Genomic DNA, 16,149 nt, shown 5'->3' on the forward strand with positions numbered 1-16,149 from the left:
ATTTACAGATATACTTGTGCAGTTAAAACCAGCATTGTAAAAACTGTTAAGATAATTACTAACGGGATTACAAACTTCAACCATTTATCATAACCAACTTTCACAATAGCTAGGGATGCTAAAATTAACCCTGTTGGGTTGATAAAAGCAAATAAACCCATACCGTATTGATACGTATTTACAATCACCTCTCTACCCACTCCAACCGTATCTGCCAACGGCGACATAATAGGCATAGTTAAAACTGCCATACCTGAAGAACTTGGAATAAAAAACGACAATCCTGAATAAATAAATAACATTACGTTTGTAAAAACACCTTTGGACATTCCTGTTGTAAACTCACTTGCATGTTGTAAAATAGTATCGCTTATTAAACCTTGTTCCATTAATACTGAAACTCCACGTGCAATACCTATAATAAAAGCGACTCCTAATAAATCTCCTGCTCCTTTAATAAAAGTATTTACAAAGTTTTCTTCTTTCATTTTGGCTAAAAAACCAATTAAAATAGCTCCTATTAAAAACACTACAGTCATTTCTTCAAACCACCAACCTAAGCGAGAAACCCCGTATATCATAATTACGAAACACATCGCAAAAATGGTTAGTATAATTCGTAACCTACCCGTTAACGTATGTGTATTTGATGTTAAGTTACCAAAAAGATTTTCAATCATTTCTTTTTGATCGTAAATAATCGATTTTGTTGGGTCTTTTTGAACTTTGTTTGCGTAACGTAAAATGTAAGTAACGCAAATAACAACACCTCCAATTAGCATTAACAATCTCCCAGTAAAACCAGTTGTCCAGTTAATTCCTGCTGCATCTGAAGCAATAATAACACTAAATGGATTTACTGTTGAGCACATCGTACCAATAGACGACCCAATATATACACAAGCTAAAGCTACAATTGCGTCATATTTTGCTGCTAAAAATATGGGAATTAGTATAGGATAAAAAGCAATGGTTTCTTCTGCTAACCCAAAGGTAGTTCCTCCTACAGCTATTAAAGTCGTTACTACAAATATGAGCCAATACTCTTTTCCTTTAAGTACTTTTGCTAACCAAGCTATTCCTGCATCAAAAGCACCTGTAAAATTCATTATACCTATAATTCCACCTAAAATTAGAACAAATAAAATTATATCAGATGATTGGATAATTCCTTTTATAGGAGATTTAAAGAAGTCTAAAAAGCCTTGTGGTTTTGGATCTAACTGAGTGTATGTTTCTGGTACGCTAATTGGTTTTGCTATATCTCCATTAGTAAACTTTTCCAACGGAATTTTAATTCCCAAAGCTTCTAATGTTTCTTGATTAGCTGGCATTGTTTTTTCATCCTCTAAATGTAAATAGATAAATGAATTACTGTTTTTTTGATACTGTAACGTATCGAACTTACCTGCAGGCACAAACCATGTTAAAATAGCCACTAACCCTGCTATCAATAATAAAATGGTATGCGGGGTTGGAAATTTAATGTTCTTCAAGACAACAAATTAATTATTTATCTGCATAAAAGTAAAAAAAACCAAGAGATGCACATCTCTTGGTTTAATAATAATTAAAATAATTATTGGGAATATTGAAAAAAGACTTTGGTTTTCTAATTTAACATAGAAGCTCTTGCTCCTCCTGGTTGAAAGATTGCTCTCATTCTGTTGCGTTGACCATCTGTAAACATATACATACAAGCATCATCAGTATAATCCATATAGTTCATTGTCATGTCTGCCGACTTACAATTAACTGTTGGATATGAAGGACAACCGTAATTAGGTCCATCAGAAGCAGGTGTATCTTCTACAAAATCATCTTGACGACATCTACCATCTCCCCAAATATGACGAAGATTTAAGTAATGACCTATCTCATGAGTTAAAGTTCTTCCTTCATTATAAGGTGCTGCAGAACCTCCTGGTAAACTTGAGTACAGTAACACAACACCATCAGTATCTGAATTCCCTCCAGGAAATTGAGCGTACCCTAAAATTCCTCCTCCAATATTACATACCCATACATTTAAATGAGTTTCTGGTGTAATTGGTGGATAAGCTTGTTTTACTGCATCATTTGTTCCCCATGAAGACCTAGAGTCATCATACCTAAAAGTACCTGCTAACGTAAATGTTATTTCTGTATTGGTAGCATCGTTAATAAAATCAGTAGCTCCTGAAGGTAGTTGATCTGTATTTGGACTTGTAAAATCACTATTAATCACATTCATTTGTGATTGTACTTGTGAGCTTGTAACTACACTAGCATCTGGTAATACTATATGAAAGTATACAGGAATATTAATACTTAAACCATCATCTATTGGCTCAACATCAACGTCTCCACCTCCTCCATTATTTCCTCCGTTTCCACCTCCTGGTGTCCCATCAGGTTTCTTACTGTTTAGAAACTTTCTTGTAGTATATTCTATATTATACATTTTCTTATACAGTCCAAGGTTTTCTTTTACTTGTCGATTCAAAACCTTCATGGAATAACATTTGTTAGATATGGTTCCTTTTGAAGCAACTTCATCTGTTTCAATATAGAAATTGCTCATATCAACAGCCACCTCTTGAGTTATTTCTTGTTTGTTATTTGTTTCATCCTGACAGCCAATTAATAGACTTACCATTACCGCAAGCCCTAGGAAAAGTTTTTTCATTTTTTAAAGTTTTAAAGAGTTAGTTAAAATTTTCATTTAATAGCTATCCAATTTACAAATAACAAAAACAAATAAAAACAGGAAAAACACCTGATAAACAACAACTTAACCTCCTTTTTAATATTTAAAACTTAATTGTTTTCTAAATAAAAAAGCCAAGAGATTTAAATCTCTTGGCTTATAATAATTGTAATAATTATTGAGAACGTCTTAAAAAAAGACTTTGGTTTCTTAGTTTAACATAGAAGCTCTAGCTCCTCCTGAAGCAAATAAAGCTCTCATTCTGTTACGTTGACCATCTGTAAACATGTACATACAAGCATCGTTTGTATAATCCATATAGTTCATTGTCATATCAGCAGATTTACAGCTAACATCTGGATAAGTTGGACATCCGTAGTTTGAAGCATCAGAAGATGGAGTATCAGCTACGAAATCGTCTTGACGACATCTACCATCTCCCCAAATGTGACGTAAGTTTAAGTAGTGACCTACTTCGTGAGTTGCAGTTCTACCCATGTTATATGGAGCAGAAGAACCACCTGGTAAGCTTCCAGCTAATAAAACTACACCATCAGTAGCAGAGTTACCTCCTGGGAATTGAGCATATCCTAAAATACCTCCTCCTATTTCACACACCCACACGTTTAAGTGAGTTTCTGGAGTAACTGGAGGGTAAGCAGCTTTTACAGCATCGTTAGTTCCCCAAGAAGACTTAGAGTCATTGTGTCTAAAAGTACCTGCTAATGTAAATTGGATTCCTGTGTTAGTTGCATCATTAATAAAATCAGAAGCTCCTGAAGGAAGTTGATTTGTATTTGGATTACTAAAATCATCATTTAACACATTCATTTGTGCTTGAATTTGACTATCTGAAACACTATTTGCATTTGGTAAAACAACGTGTACGTATACAGGAATATTAATAGTTCCTAAACCGTCTTCGATAGGTAATACATCTACATCTCCTCCACCAGTGTCTCCACCTCCTGGTTTACCTTTCGCTGTTGTTAATTTTCTTGTAGCATACTCAATGTCATACATTTTTTTGTATAATCCTGGGTTTTCTTTTACTTGTCTGTTTAAAACTCTCATTGAGTGACATTGTTCAGATCCTCCTTTATGAGAAACTTCTTCAGTTTCTACGTAGAAGTCGCTCATGTCAATTGATTGTTGAGGGTCTAAAGCTTCGTCTTTAGAGTTTTCCTGACATCCTACTAAAACCGAGGCTGCTACAGCTAGTGTTAAAAAAATTCTTTTCATGTTGTGAAAAATTAAAAAAATTAGTTATTGAAAAAAACTGCCTATAAGGCAATAAACTTGTTAAAAAACTCAAAAGAGAAGGCTTCTACAATTAAATTGTTAAATACCTATCACTTTGATAATTATTTGAAGGGTTTTTTAACGATGTGCAATATATAATTTTTTTTTAATGCTAAAAAAAAGTTAAAAAAAAGTTAATTTCTTAGACTTTATCACTTGGGAACCTCCATTTCTTAACAATATAGAAATGTTAAAATTTAACAAAAACAATAAAAAAACGTCAATTTTAAACAAAACAAATCATCAACAAGATAATTTTCAAGCTCTTAATATGTATTTTCAACAACACTAACACACAAATTTAAAATCACCTAAAAAGCATATCTTTACGCTCTATTTAAAAAATTAATTATGGAAAATTCATTTAACTCAAAAGTGCTTGTTGCACAAGTCTCAGAAGCTGATAGAATTGCTTTTTACAAAAAAACATATGCACACGTTGCTGGTGGTGTATTATTGTTTGTTTTGTTTGAATATTTATTTTTACAAAGTGCTACTATTGTTGAATTTGCCTTATCAATGACACAGGGTTATAAATGGTTATTGTTATTAGGTGGTTTTATGTTAATTACTAATTACGCTGAAAGTACTGCTTTAAAAACCTCTGATAAAAACTTACAATACTTAGCATATTCAGGATATATTTTTGCTGAAGCATTTATTTTTATTCCTCTAATTTATATTGCAATAGCATACACTAATAACTTTGACGTTATAAAACAAGCAGGGATTGTTACACTATCGTTGTTTGTTGGAATTTCATCAATCGTTTTTATTACCAAAAAAGATTTTTCTTTTATAAGAGCTGGATTATCTGTTGGATTTTTTATTGCTATCGGGCTAATTATTGCTGGTGCTTTATTTGGATTTAATTTAGGATTATGGTTTTCAGTTGGAATGTGTGTATTAGCTGCTGGTTCTATTTTATATCAGACATCTAACTTAGTTCACAAATTCTCTACAGATGATTACATTCCAGCAGCATTAGGCTTATTTGCTTCTTTAATGTTGTTGTTCTGGTATGTATTACAGATATTTATGTCGAGAGATTAAGAAAGACACTTATAATTTATAATAACATAAAAAAAGCCTCCAAAATTGGAGGCTTTTTTTATGTTCTAGTTATATTATCTTTTTAACTTAACATCATCTGTGCTTTCTTAACAGCTTTTACCAATACATCAACTTCTTCTTTAGTGTTATAAAAAGAAAAAGAAGCTCGTACTGTTCCTGGAATACAGTAAAAATCCATAATAGGTTGTGCACAATGGTGACCTGTACGAACCGCTACTCCTAGTTTATCTAAAATAGCTCCAACATCATACGGGTGAATTCCTTCGAGATTAAAGGATATAACTGATGTTTTATTTGATGTTCCATAGATTTTTAATCCATCTATTTTTTCTAATTCTTGTGTGGCATATGATAACAGTTCGTTTTCTTGTTTCTCTATGTTATCAAAACCAACTGAATTCATATAATCTACAGCAACACCAAAAGCAATACCACCACAAATATTTGGTGTTCCAGCTTCAAACTTATGAGGTAACCCTGCGTAGGTAGTTTTTTCAAAAGTTACAGTTTCAATCATTTCTCCACCTCCTTGGTATGGTGGCAATAATTGCAACAGTTCTTCTTTACCATATAACATTCCAACTCCCGTTGGTCCACACATTTTATGAGCTGAAGCCACATAAAAATCGGCATCTAATGCTTGTACATCTGGTTTTATGTGCGGTACTGCTTGTGCACCATCAATCAACACATAAGCACCAAATTTGTGTGCAGCATGAATAATTTCTTTTATTGGATTAATTGTTCCTAATGCATTAGATACGTGATTACAAAAAACTAATTTTGTTTTTGGATTCAATAATTCATGGTATATATCCATGCGTAAAGAACCATCTTCATCCATCGGAATTACCTTTAAAATAGCTCCTGTTTTTTTACATAACATTTGCCAAGGCACGATATTAGAATGATGTTCTAAAGCTGAAACAATTATTTCATCTCCTTCTTGTAAAATTGATGCGAAACCAGATGCTACAATATTAACTCCATGTGTTGTTCCTGAGGTTAAAATAATTTCATACGAATGCTTCGCATTGAAATGCTTTTGAATCTTAATTCTGGCTTCCTCATACTTATCAGTTGCTTCCTGACTTAATGTATGTACACCTCTATGAATATTTGCATTGTAATTAGAGTAATAATCTACAATGGAATCGATTACTACCTGTGGTGTTTGTGAAGTTGCTCCGTTATCTAAATACACTAATTTTTTCCCATGTACTTCTCTATTTAAAATAGGAAAATCAGCTCGAATTTTATCTATACTAAACATATAAAATATCAAATTTAGCACAAAGGTAGGGCTTGCTTTTCAAATACAAACATCAAACAATTAAATTCTTACATTTGCTAGAAACCCGTCACATGAAAAATTTAAAAAGAATCCTTTTACTCATTCTGATTGCCTTAGCAATTGCTGTTTTTTACAACTATCCGAAGTTAAATATTTTGGCAGGATATTCCGCTAAAAATACCGCTTCATCAGTATTTCTAGCAGGAAGAAGTTTAGCCTTTACAGATGCTAATGACAACAATTTTTCCCCTATAAATATTACTTCTGATAAAATTAATACAGAAGAAAAATCAGCTACTGGTTCTGTTTATGGATTACTAAAGAGAAAAGCTATTTATAGAGAAGGCCTTGGAGCTGTTTTGGTTACTAATGATTTTGATATTACCCAACCTCAACTTACTCCAAAACGTTCTGAACCTGACAATTTTACTCCTTTTCCTTACGGAAATGCAGATCATAAAGACACTATTTTTGCTAACATTGATTATACAAAACTGAACGAAACCATTGATACTATTTTTAATGATAGAAATCAAACACGCTCGGTAGTAGTGGTATATAAAGACAAGATTATTTTTGAAAAATATGATACAGGTTTTACCAAAGAATCAAAACAGTTAGGTTGGTCAATGACCAAAAGTATTACAGGAACTTTATTTGGGATTTTAAAATGTCAAGGAAAAATTAATGTTCAAGAAGATAATTTATTTTCTGAATGGGAAAATGACGATCGAAAAAACATCACTATTCATAATTTATTACAAATGAATTCCGGTTTGGAATGGAACGAAGATTATAATAGTATTTCAGACGCTACCAAGATGCTTTTTCTAGAAAAAGACATGACCAAAGTTCAAGTAAATAAACCATTGGTAGGAAAGCCAAACGAAACTTGGAACTACTCTTCTGGAACCTCTAATTTGTTATCGGGTATTTTACGAACAAAATTCGACACACACCAAGAGTATCTTGATTTTTGGTATAGTGGTTTAATTGATAAAATAGGGATGAACTCAATGATTGTTGAAACCGATATGAGTAACCACTTTGTAGGATCTTCATACGCTTGGGCAACAGCAAGAGACTGGGCTAAACTAGGATTACTATACCTACATAATGGCGAATGGAACGGAGAGCATTTGTTTGATAAGGATTGGGTAAGCTATGCTACAACCCCTACTCCTACTTCAAATGGCAGGTACGGTGCACAAATTTGGTTAAACAAAGGTGGTAAACACCCAGATGTACCTAAAAATATGTTTTCTTTTAATGGATATAAAGGTCAAAATGTGTTTATTTTGCCTAGTCAAGATTTGGTAGTAGTTCGTACAGGACTCACCAAAAATGCAGATGTAAATACCTTATTAAAAGGAATTGTAAATTCTATTAAACACTAAACCATGAATCCATTTTATTACGTGCTTTCTATAAACGGATTGCTTTTTTTATTCAGTATTATTTTTCATTTTTTCCCTCCTAAAAAAATCAATGCTATTTATGGGTATCGTACTAATAAAACTATGAAGAATGATACTATTTGGCAATTTGCCAATGCTTTTTTCACCAAAGAGTTTATGAAATATTCAGCAATTTCGTTAGTTGCAGCTTTGGTTTTAGCCTATATATCAAAAGAATTAACATGGCAACCTATGGCAATTATGTTATTGTCACTAGCCGTATCTGTTGTTAAAACCGAACAAGAAATAAATAAGAATTTTGATGAGGATGGGAATAAGAAGTAAAAAACTCATTAAAACGTTTTAACCAAAAGCCCTTGATGTTTTTATAAAAACATCAAGGGCTTTTTTTAAACTCATATGTGTCATCTTGAACTATTTTTACTTCATTATCACTTCAATAATTCAATAGTAAAAATTGTTTTCTCAACCTCTTTGAGTAAACATATTAACCTTCTCTTTATAAATTAAACACAACATGCAAACCAAAGAGCTATCAAAAACATAGTATATTTACTACCGGATAAAAGTATTTGTTAACCTATATATATAACAACAAAATGAAGGGCCTGTAAAATTAATTCACATAATTAAACCTATTAATTACAATGGCTTTACTCAACAACAATGATAGCTCTACAACAATTTGTGAGCTAATTAACAAACAGATGATAGCTCATCCAAAACGAAGAGCTATTATAGACGGAACTACTCATATAGATTATGCTACTTTAGTTAAACGTAGCAATGAGGTAGCAGGAGAACTCAATAACAAAGGAATAAAACCGGGAGCTTTAGTAGGCGTCTGTATGAACCGTTCGTGGGAATTGGTGGCTACTTTAATAGGTATCATGCAAGCAGGGTGTGCATATATACCTTTAGATCCTGCATACCCGAAAGATCGTATACACTACATGCTAGAACACTCTCGTACCTCTGTTGTTTTTGTTAACTCTGATATTACAGCAAACTTATGTAACAGTGTTAACGAATTGATTCGGATAAATACAGTAGGTAATTACACAGATACAACAATTAACACTTATTCAGAAGACTTGGCGTATGTAATTTACACGTCAGGATCCACTGGTCGTCCTAAAGGTGTAGCTGTCAAGCACAAAAGCATTGTTTCTTTAGTAGAATCTATGAATGAATTGTTTACAGAAGATGATTTAAAAGGTATGGTTGCTGCCGCTTCTGTTTGTTTTGATACATCCGTAATGGAAATTATAGGAACACTATCGTTAGGAGGAACTATCATTTTAGCAAAAAATGCTTTAGAACTCACCACACTTCCTGCAGTTGACCTTGTAACAATGTTTGTTATGGTTCCTTCGGCAGTACAAGCTATTATCTCTTCACAAAAATTACCTAAAAACTTACAATGCTTAGTATTTGGTGGTGAAGTTCTTAAACGTTCTTTAGTAGAACAAGTATACAAGCAAAAACCTAACCTAAAAGTATTCAATGCCTATGGTCCTACCGAAGACACTGTATATTCAACAATTGCTAAAATAAATAAAGGTGATAGGTTAATTACAATTGGATCCTCCGTTCCTAACTCTTGTGCCTATATTTTAGACGAAAAACTAGTGCCTGTAACTAATGGAGAAATTGGTGAGTTATACCTTTCTGGAACTAAACTAGCTCATGGCTATTTATTTGATGAAGAACTAACCAAAGAAAGGTTTATCAATGTAAAGTTTAATAACCAAAACACAAGTATTCGTTTGTATAAAACAGGTGATTTGTGTCGTTGGACTCCTAATAATGAAATTGAATTTATTGGACGTTCCGATCAACAAGTTAAAATCAGAGGACATCGAATTGAACTTGAAGAAATTGAAGCTGTTATTGAAACTATGGAAGACATTGATACAGCTGCCGCCGTAGTTACTGATGGAGGTATTGGTCAAAAAGTGCTTATCGCCTACGTAATCAGCAATGAAAACAAACAAATAAACTTTTCTGATGTTAAATCTTTTGTAGCAAAGCACTTACCAAAATACATGATTCCTCAAGTTATTAAACAAGTAGAAAAGCTACCACTACTTCCCAACGACAAGCTAGACAGAAAAAAACTAACCAACCTTTCTATCGAGCTATCTTCTGAACTGGTAACCGAAAATTCTCAACACTATCAAACCCCTCCAAAGCAGCACCTTTCTTCAAATGATTACAAAGAACACCTATTGAGGACCATTCAAAATGAAGTAGCTAAACTTCTTACCATGAACAACTCAGCAAATGTATTGCCTGATGATTCATTTGACAACCTCGGAATCGATTCGTTAACCACACTAGAACTGAGTAGCAGACTGAGTAACCTATTACAGTTAGATATTAGTGCGTATGATATCTTTGAAAACCCTACGCCCAACGCCTTAATCAATCATATCATTGGCACAAAAGAAAACACCAAAGAAAACAAGAATTTAAAATTAAAAACAGATACGCTTACAAGTTTTCAAACTCATATTCAGTCCAGTCATCCCACTTTTCAAGCAGCTAAGGTTTCTGCATGGTCAGTAAACGATAAAAGCAAGCTAGTACAAGAAGTATTGCAAATGGTAAACGATACTCGTAGAAATCCATACAGTAAAGTGTTGCTTACTGGAAGTGCTACCAAAGGATTAGTAGGAGACGCTTATAATGATGAAACACAAGAAGCAATTATTTGGACAACAAATCTATACCTAGGATTAAATCGTGATCCTGAAGTAATAAAAGAAGCTACTATTTCTTTAGAAAAGTATGGAACAGGTATGGGAACGTCTGCTGCAGCCTCAGGTATGACACGTCAGCATCTTGAATTTGAAGAAGAATTTGCGGACTTAGTAGGTAAACCTAGTGCATGTTTATTCCCTACAGGTTACACTGCCAATGTAGGTGCTGTCGCTGGACTTTTAGGAAGAAACGATATGGTTCTTATAGATCAACTCTGTCATGCTTCTATTGTAGATGGTGCTAGACTTTGTGGAGCCAAAGTTCGAACTTTCAAACATAATGATGCACAAGATTTAGAAAGTATTTTACAGTCAGAAGTATCTCCGTATCGTACTATTTTAGTAGTTTTAGAAGGTGTTTATAGCATGGGAGAAGGAGCTGCTCCCGTAGCAAAAATTATTAAAACAGCTAAAAAATATAATGCTCTTACTCTAGTAGATGAAGCTCACTCTTTTGGTTTTTACGGCAAAGGAGGTGCAGGGATATGTGCAGCACAGGGAGTAACCGAAGAAGCAGATTTTATAATGACGACGCTAAGCAAGGCACTAGGGAGTCTTGGGGGTGTCGTTGCTGCCAGTGAAGAACATATTGATTTATTAAAATCATCTTCTAGAGCCTACATTTTTCAAGCTTCTATTAGTCCTGCAGATATGGCTGCTGCCTTAACAGCTTTAAGAAGACTTAGAAAAGATGATGCCTTGCGTCAAAAGTTATGGGATACTACCCGCTACATGCGCCAAAAATTTGAAGAAGCTGGTTATGATTTAGGTACTGGTGATGGCCCTATTGTTACGCCTCATTTTGAAAATAAAGACAAACTTTATGCAATTGTACAAGAACTTTACAAGTTAGGAATTCAAACATCTGCTGTTACCTACCCTATTGTTGAAAGTGGAAGAGGACGTCTTCGATTAATTTGTTCAGCTGCTCATACACGTGAAGACGTAGATAAGACATTAGCGGCTCTAATTAAAGCAGAACAAAAGGTAGATATAATGCTGGAAAAAAAGCAAAAAAATAAAGAATATACCAGCGTTCCTTTTTCTGAATTAGAAAATTGGGCTAAAAATTTTTCACATTACTTAAAAACAATAATCAATGAAAGTACACCTAACTTAGCTGTAGAGTTAAAAAACACTGAAAACACTGACACTATTTCTATCTTGGTAAAAGATAACAAGGTTACTCTTAATCATAATATCTCTCATGAACTACCTACTTGTTCTTTACTAATAAGTGAGAAAGCAGCTATAGATGCTTTAGAGTCTTTTAATATTCAAGACTTATTACATACTATTTCAAATGGTTCTTGTGTTTTAAAAGGTCAAATAGAACCTTTTGTGTGGCTAATTGGGCGTATTTCAGAATATGATAAAGCTGCCGTTTTACAAGTAAATTAAAAGTTTATTCACTTTTTAAAACAAACTTGTCAAAACGTTTTAACCAAAAGACCTTGATGTTTTTCAAAAACATCAAGGTCTTTTTTTAAGCTCATACGTGTCTTTTGTACAAGTTATATTGACAAACTACTTTTTATACTCTTCTTTTAACAACGTAATGTCATCAATAATTTTCTGCATATTTTCTTTCTTGGTTCCATCATACGAACCCCTAATACGTCCTTCTTTATCTATCAGCACAAAGTTTTCAGTATGTACCCAATCGTTTTCTCCTCCATCTCCTTCATCCAATACAGCAAAATAATGCTTACGTGCTAAGTTGTAAATATGTTTCTTTTCTCCTGTAGTTACATTCCATTTTCCATCAATCACACCTTTTTCATCAGCATACTTTCGTAATTGTGGTACACTATCCATTACTGGAGTTACGGAATGTGACAAAAACATGATGTCGTCATCATTTTTATAATGCTCTTGCAACTCACTCATATTATACGCCATCGCAATACAAATAGTTTGACAACGCGTAAAAAAGAAATCAGCTATATAAATCTTTCCTTTATAATTAGCATTCGTAATGGTATCTCCATTTTGGTTAATCAACCTAAACTCACCTACTCTATGATTTTTTGTTCTATTTCTCACAGAAGCGTCAACCAATTTTGGATTGATATCAGCAGGGTTATAAATAGGTAATTTGTTATCAACTTTTACTAAATGATAAAAAACAGGAACTCCAACGGCACAAAAAACTAAAATAAAAATTAAGGTGCTTTTTGACTTTTTAAAGAATTTAATATCCACAGTACTAAAATTTTCTGCAAAAATACGACTAAAAACAAGGTTTATAAACCACTACCCTAAAAACTTTGTTAAAACAAATGCGCAACTGTTACACAAACTTTTAGAACTGTACTGAAAAACGTACATTTGTCAGATTTTAAATTTAGACGAACACCATTTATGGAAATTTTAATAAAAGCATCACAATTCATTTTAAGCTTATCGCTCTTAATCGTTTTACACGAATTAGGACACTTTATTCCAGCGAAATTATTCAAAACCCGAGTAGAAAAATTCTACCTGTTTTTCGATTATAAATTTTCTTTATTTAAAAAGAAAGTTGGTGAAACTGTTTACGGTATTGGTTGGATTCCGTTAGGTGGGTATGTTAAAATTGCAGGAATGATTGATGAAAGCATGGACACTGAGCAAATGCAAAAGCCTGCTCAACCATGGGAGTTTCGTTCTAAACCAGCATGGCAACGTTTAATTATTATGTTAGGTGGTGTTATCGTAAACTTTATACTAGGTATATTAATTTATATCTGTTTAATGTGGGCTTATGGTGAGAAATACTTACCGAATGAAAGCTTAAAAGATGGCGTTTGGGTTCAAGATCAATTAGGAAAAGATTTAGGTTTAGAAACAGGAGATAAGATTTTAACAATTGACGGACAAAAAATAGAAAAGTTTAGAGAACTTCCGTTAGAGTTTATTAACGGTACTTCTTATACTGTTGAAAGAAATGGAACTGTTCTTGAAAAAGAAATTCCTACCGACTTTATCTCGAAGTTAGTAGATAGAGGTAAAGATGCTGGAGCTTTTATAACTCCAAGATATCCATTTGTTATTGCTGGTGTACAAAAAGATTCGTTAAATGCTGATAGTAATATTTTACCAAAGGATATTATCACTGCTGTAAATGGACAAAACATAACTTATTTTGATCAAGCAAAACCTATTTTACATAGCTTAAAAGGACAAGAAGTTGCATTGTCTATAAGAAGAGGTAAAGAGAATTTAACTGTTCCTGCAAAGGTTTCAAATTATGGAAATTTAGGAGTTGCTCTTGGTGCTGTTTCTTTGGTGGATTTAGAAAAACTAGGTTACTATAACTTAGCTGAAAGAACCTATTCTTTTGGAGAAGCTATACCTGCTGGTACTCAAAAAGCGTGGACAACCTTAACCAACTACATTAAGCAAATGAAAAAGATTTTAAATCCTAGTACAGGTGCTTACAAAGGTTTAGGTGGGTTTATTTCTATCGGGAGTATATTCCCTTCAGAATTTAGCTGGGAAACATTCTGGAACATTACAGCGTTCTTATCTATTATGTTAGGATTTATGAATTTATTACCAATTCCTGCCTTAGACGGTGGCCACGTAGTATTTACCTTATGGGAAATGATTACCGGTAAAAAACCTGGTGATAAGTTTTTAGAGTATGCTCAAATTACAGGTTTTATCTTATTAATAGCATTATTACTATTCGCAAACGGAAACGATATATTTAGGCTATTCAAATAGCCTTGTAAACTATAAATAAAAAAGCATCGTATACTGAGTACGATGCTTTTTTTATGTTATGTTTTAACTTAGTTTCTTTACTTATTTAAGTTTTCTGCAGCTCGACGTTCTAACTCTGCCTGAAATTCTTCCATAACAGGCTTTACTGTACTTTCTGGTATATCTGCTACCTTAATATACATTAATCCATCAATTGCGTTATTAAACTTAGGATCTACATTAAACGCAACTAAACGTGCATTTTGTTTTACGTATTTTTTAATCAATACCGGAATACGTAACTCTCCTGGTTCAAGTTCGTCTATAATTTTATCAAACTTTTGCATATCTGCTTCTGTCGCATCAAATACAAAATCTTTATCAGCATCTTTTAATTTTACCTTGAATTCTTTCTTCGGTCGAATGTATTGCGCCACATAAGGATCGTAATAATGTGATTTCATAAACTCAATCATCAATGATTTTGAGAATTCAGAAAACTGATTACTAATACTTACTCCTCCCATTAAATATTTATGTTCAGGGTAACGTAATGTAACATGCACAATTCCTTTCCACAGTAAGAATAATGGCATTGGCTTTTGTTGATATTCTTTGATTATAAAAGCACGCCCCATTTCAATGGTTTTTTCCATCATTGGGTATAATTCTGGCTCTATTCTAAATAATGTTTGAATATAAAAACCATTTATTCCGTGTTTCTTATAAATATCTTTTCCTAACCCCATTCTATAGGCTCCTACCAATTTGTTTTGTTGGTCATCCCATAAAAATAAGTGGTGGTAATATTTATCAAATCTATCTAAATCAATAGGTTTATTCGTTCCTTCTCCTACTTCTCTAAACGTAATTTCACGTAAACGACCTATTTCGTGTAAAATATTTGGTATTTCTTTTGCGCTTGCAAAAAACACCTCATAGTTCTTACTTTGTAATAATCTACTTCCTTTTTCTCGTAAAGCATCAACTTCTTTTACAAATAAATCTGGTGATTTTTGAGAGGTGATTTTTTTAGCTTTCTTCGGAATTTTTAAATTGTGTGTTGACAATATTTTCGGAGATGCTTTCTCATACGGATTTGCCAACATATACGTTTTTCTACGTAAAAACTGGTAAAAATCAGGTATTTCTGTAAATGAATCTTGATCTTTAACCGATATAGGCTTACCAATTCTTACTTTGATAACTCTATTTTTCTGAGATAATAATTCTGACGGAAGCTTTGCTGTTCTTAGTGTATCACTAATCTTAGACAATGTGTAAAACAGCTGACTGTTTTTAGCGTGAAAATAAATAGGAATTACAGGTACTTTTGCTTTTTTTATCAAGCGTACTGCTCCTTGCTCCCATTCTTTATCAACCATTAACTTTCCGTCGCGGTAAGTAGATACTTCTCCCGCTGGAAAAAGCCCTAAAGGTTTTCCTTCTTTTAAATGTAATAAAGCGTTTTTTATTCCCGCTACACTCGATTTAGCATCCTTATGATTTTCAAAAGGATTCACCGGCATCACATAGGGCTTTAAAGGCTCTATTCTGTGCAATAAAAAATTTGCTATTATCTTATAATCAGCTCTATGCTCTAATAAGAGTTTTAATAATAAAATACCATCTATACCTCCGAGCGGATGGTTAGAAATCGTTATAAAAGGTCCTTCTTTAGGAATACGTTTTAAGTCTTCTTCAGGAATTTCAAACTCTATTTGAAACTCTTCAAGCAACCCATTTAAAAAAGGTAAATCTTTTTTATGCTTGTGCTTGTTATAAATTTCATTAGCGGTAGAAATTCGCAAAACTTTCATCAGCAACCAACCTGAAAACGTTCCGAAAACGCCGAACTTGTCGGCTCCTATTGCTTTTGCAACTTCTTTAGGTGTTACTAATCCCATACATAGTTAT

The 16,149-nt window shown here is 33.1% G+C and carries 11 protein-coding genes; 5 read left to right on the forward strand and 6 right to left on the reverse strand.

Annotated features, from left to right (window positions below; translation table 11 throughout):
• Positions 1-2: 2 nt before the first annotated feature.
• From ACKTTR_RS14875 to ACKTTR_RS14885, 3 genes are all read right to left on the reverse strand, one after another.
• The gene (locus tag ACKTTR_RS14875) at positions 3-1,496 is read right to left on the reverse strand and encodes a YfcC family protein (protein ID WP_408028578.1); all 1,494 of its coding nucleotides are present in this window, start codon (positions 1,494-1,496) and stop codon (positions 3-5) included.
• 116 nt (positions 1,497-1,612) lie between these two features.
• On the reverse strand, positions 1,613-2,668 hold the full coding sequence (locus ACKTTR_RS14880; protein ID WP_408028579.1) for a zinc metalloprotease: 1,056 nt from the start codon (positions 2,666-2,668) through the stop codon (positions 1,613-1,615).
• A 231-nt stretch (positions 2,669-2,899) separates the two neighbouring features.
• Complete coding sequence (locus ACKTTR_RS14885) at positions 2,900-3,931, reverse strand: zinc metalloprotease (RefSeq protein ID WP_408028580.1); 1,032 nt, start codon at positions 3,929-3,931, stop codon at positions 2,900-2,902.
• 411 nt (positions 3,932-4,342) lie between these two features.
• Between ACKTTR_RS14885 and ACKTTR_RS14890 the strand changes: the two genes are divergently transcribed.
• The gene (locus tag ACKTTR_RS14890) at positions 4,343-5,044 is read left to right on the forward strand and encodes a Bax inhibitor-1/YccA family protein (RefSeq protein WP_206197832.1); all 702 of its coding nucleotides are present in this window, start codon (positions 4,343-4,345) and stop codon (positions 5,042-5,044) included.
• A gap of 82 nt (positions 5,045-5,126) precedes the next feature.
• Here the strand turns inward: ACKTTR_RS14890 and ACKTTR_RS14895 are convergent, their stop codons facing one another.
• Positions 5,127-6,338 carry an aminotransferase class V-fold PLP-dependent enzyme gene (locus ACKTTR_RS14895; RefSeq protein ID WP_408028581.1) on the reverse strand — a complete coding sequence of 404 codons (1,212 nt, stop codon included), beginning with the start codon at positions 6,336-6,338 and terminating at the stop codon, positions 5,127-5,129.
• Positions 6,339-6,430: 92 nt separating this feature from the next.
• Between ACKTTR_RS14895 and ACKTTR_RS14900 the strand changes: the two genes are divergently transcribed.
• The 3 genes from ACKTTR_RS14900 (at position 6,431) to ACKTTR_RS14910 (ending at position 11,943) form a co-directional block, all read left to right on the forward strand.
• Positions 6,431-7,756, forward strand: a complete 1,326-nt coding sequence (locus tag ACKTTR_RS14900; protein ID WP_408028582.1) for a serine hydrolase domain-containing protein — start codon at positions 6,431-6,433, stop codon at positions 7,754-7,756.
• Positions 7,757-7,759: 3 nt separating this feature from the next.
• Positions 7,760-8,101 (forward strand): SdpI family protein, encoded by a 342-nt coding sequence (locus tag ACKTTR_RS14905; RefSeq protein WP_330487855.1) that lies wholly within the window; start codon positions 7,760-7,762, stop codon positions 8,099-8,101.
• A 323-nt stretch (positions 8,102-8,424) separates the two neighbouring features.
• Positions 8,425-11,943, forward strand: a complete 3,519-nt coding sequence (locus ACKTTR_RS14910; protein WP_408028583.1) for an amino acid adenylation domain-containing protein — start codon at positions 8,425-8,427, stop codon at positions 11,941-11,943.
• Positions 11,944-12,069: 126 nt separating this feature from the next.
• Here ACKTTR_RS14910 and ACKTTR_RS14915 read toward each other — a convergent pair whose 3' ends face one another.
• Positions 12,070-12,747 (reverse strand): SCO family protein, encoded by a 678-nt coding sequence (locus tag ACKTTR_RS14915; RefSeq protein ID WP_408028584.1) that lies wholly within the window; start codon positions 12,745-12,747, stop codon positions 12,070-12,072.
• 159 nt (positions 12,748-12,906) lie between these two features.
• On the opposite strand from ACKTTR_RS14915, the gene rseP reads away from it, so the two are divergent.
• The gene (rseP, locus tag ACKTTR_RS14920) at positions 12,907-14,253 is read left to right on the forward strand and encodes an RIP metalloprotease RseP (RefSeq protein ID WP_408028585.1); all 1,347 of its coding nucleotides are present in this window, start codon (positions 12,907-12,909) and stop codon (positions 14,251-14,253) included.
• Between the two features lie 77 nt (positions 14,254-14,330).
• Here the strand turns inward: rseP and ACKTTR_RS14925 are convergent, their stop codons facing one another.
• The gene (locus ACKTTR_RS14925; RefSeq protein ID WP_408028586.1) at positions 14,331-16,139 is read right to left on the reverse strand and encodes a GNAT family N-acyltransferase; all 1,809 of its coding nucleotides are present in this window, start codon (positions 16,137-16,139) and stop codon (positions 14,331-14,333) included.
• Positions 16,140-16,149 lie beyond the last annotated feature (10 nt).

The organism is Tenacibaculum litoreum (genome assembly GCF_964513915.1).
Taxonomy (GTDB): Bacteria; Bacteroidota; Bacteroidia; order Flavobacteriales; family Flavobacteriaceae; genus Polaribacter; species Polaribacter litoreum.

What these genes read in the sequence shown, in the direction of transcription:
- ACKTTR_RS14880 (WP_408028579.1), bottom strand. Translation starts at nt 2,668, where the DNA reads ATGAAAAAACTTTTCCTAGGGCTTGCGGTAATGGTAAGTCTATTAATT.
- ACKTTR_RS14885 (WP_408028580.1), bottom strand. Translation starts at nt 3,931, where the DNA reads ATGAAAAGAATTTTTTTAACACTAGCTGTAGCAGCCTCGGTTTTAGTA.
- ACKTTR_RS14890 (WP_206197832.1), top strand. Translation starts at nt 4,343, where the DNA reads ATGGAAAATTCATTTAACTCAAAAGTGCTTGTTGCACAAGTCTCAGAA.
- ACKTTR_RS14895 (WP_408028581.1), bottom strand. Translation starts at nt 6,338, where the DNA reads ATGTTTAGTATAGATAAAATTCGAGCTGATTTTCCTATTTTAAATAGA.
- ACKTTR_RS14900 (WP_408028582.1), top strand. Translation starts at nt 6,431, where the DNA reads ATGAAAAATTTAAAAAGAATCCTTTTACTCATTCTGATTGCCTTAGCA.
- ACKTTR_RS14905 (WP_330487855.1), top strand. Translation starts at nt 7,760, where the DNA reads ATGAATCCATTTTATTACGTGCTTTCTATAAACGGATTGCTTTTTTTA.
- ACKTTR_RS14910 (WP_408028583.1), top strand. Translation starts at nt 8,425, where the DNA reads ATGGCTTTACTCAACAACAATGATAGCTCTACAACAATTTGTGAGCTA.
- rseP (WP_408028585.1), top strand. Translation starts at nt 12,907, where the DNA reads ATGGAAATTTTAATAAAAGCATCACAATTCATTTTAAGCTTATCGCTC.
- ACKTTR_RS14925 (WP_408028586.1), bottom strand. Translation starts at nt 16,139, where the DNA reads ATGGGATTAGTAACACCTAAAGAAGTTGCAAAAGCAATAGGAGCCGAC.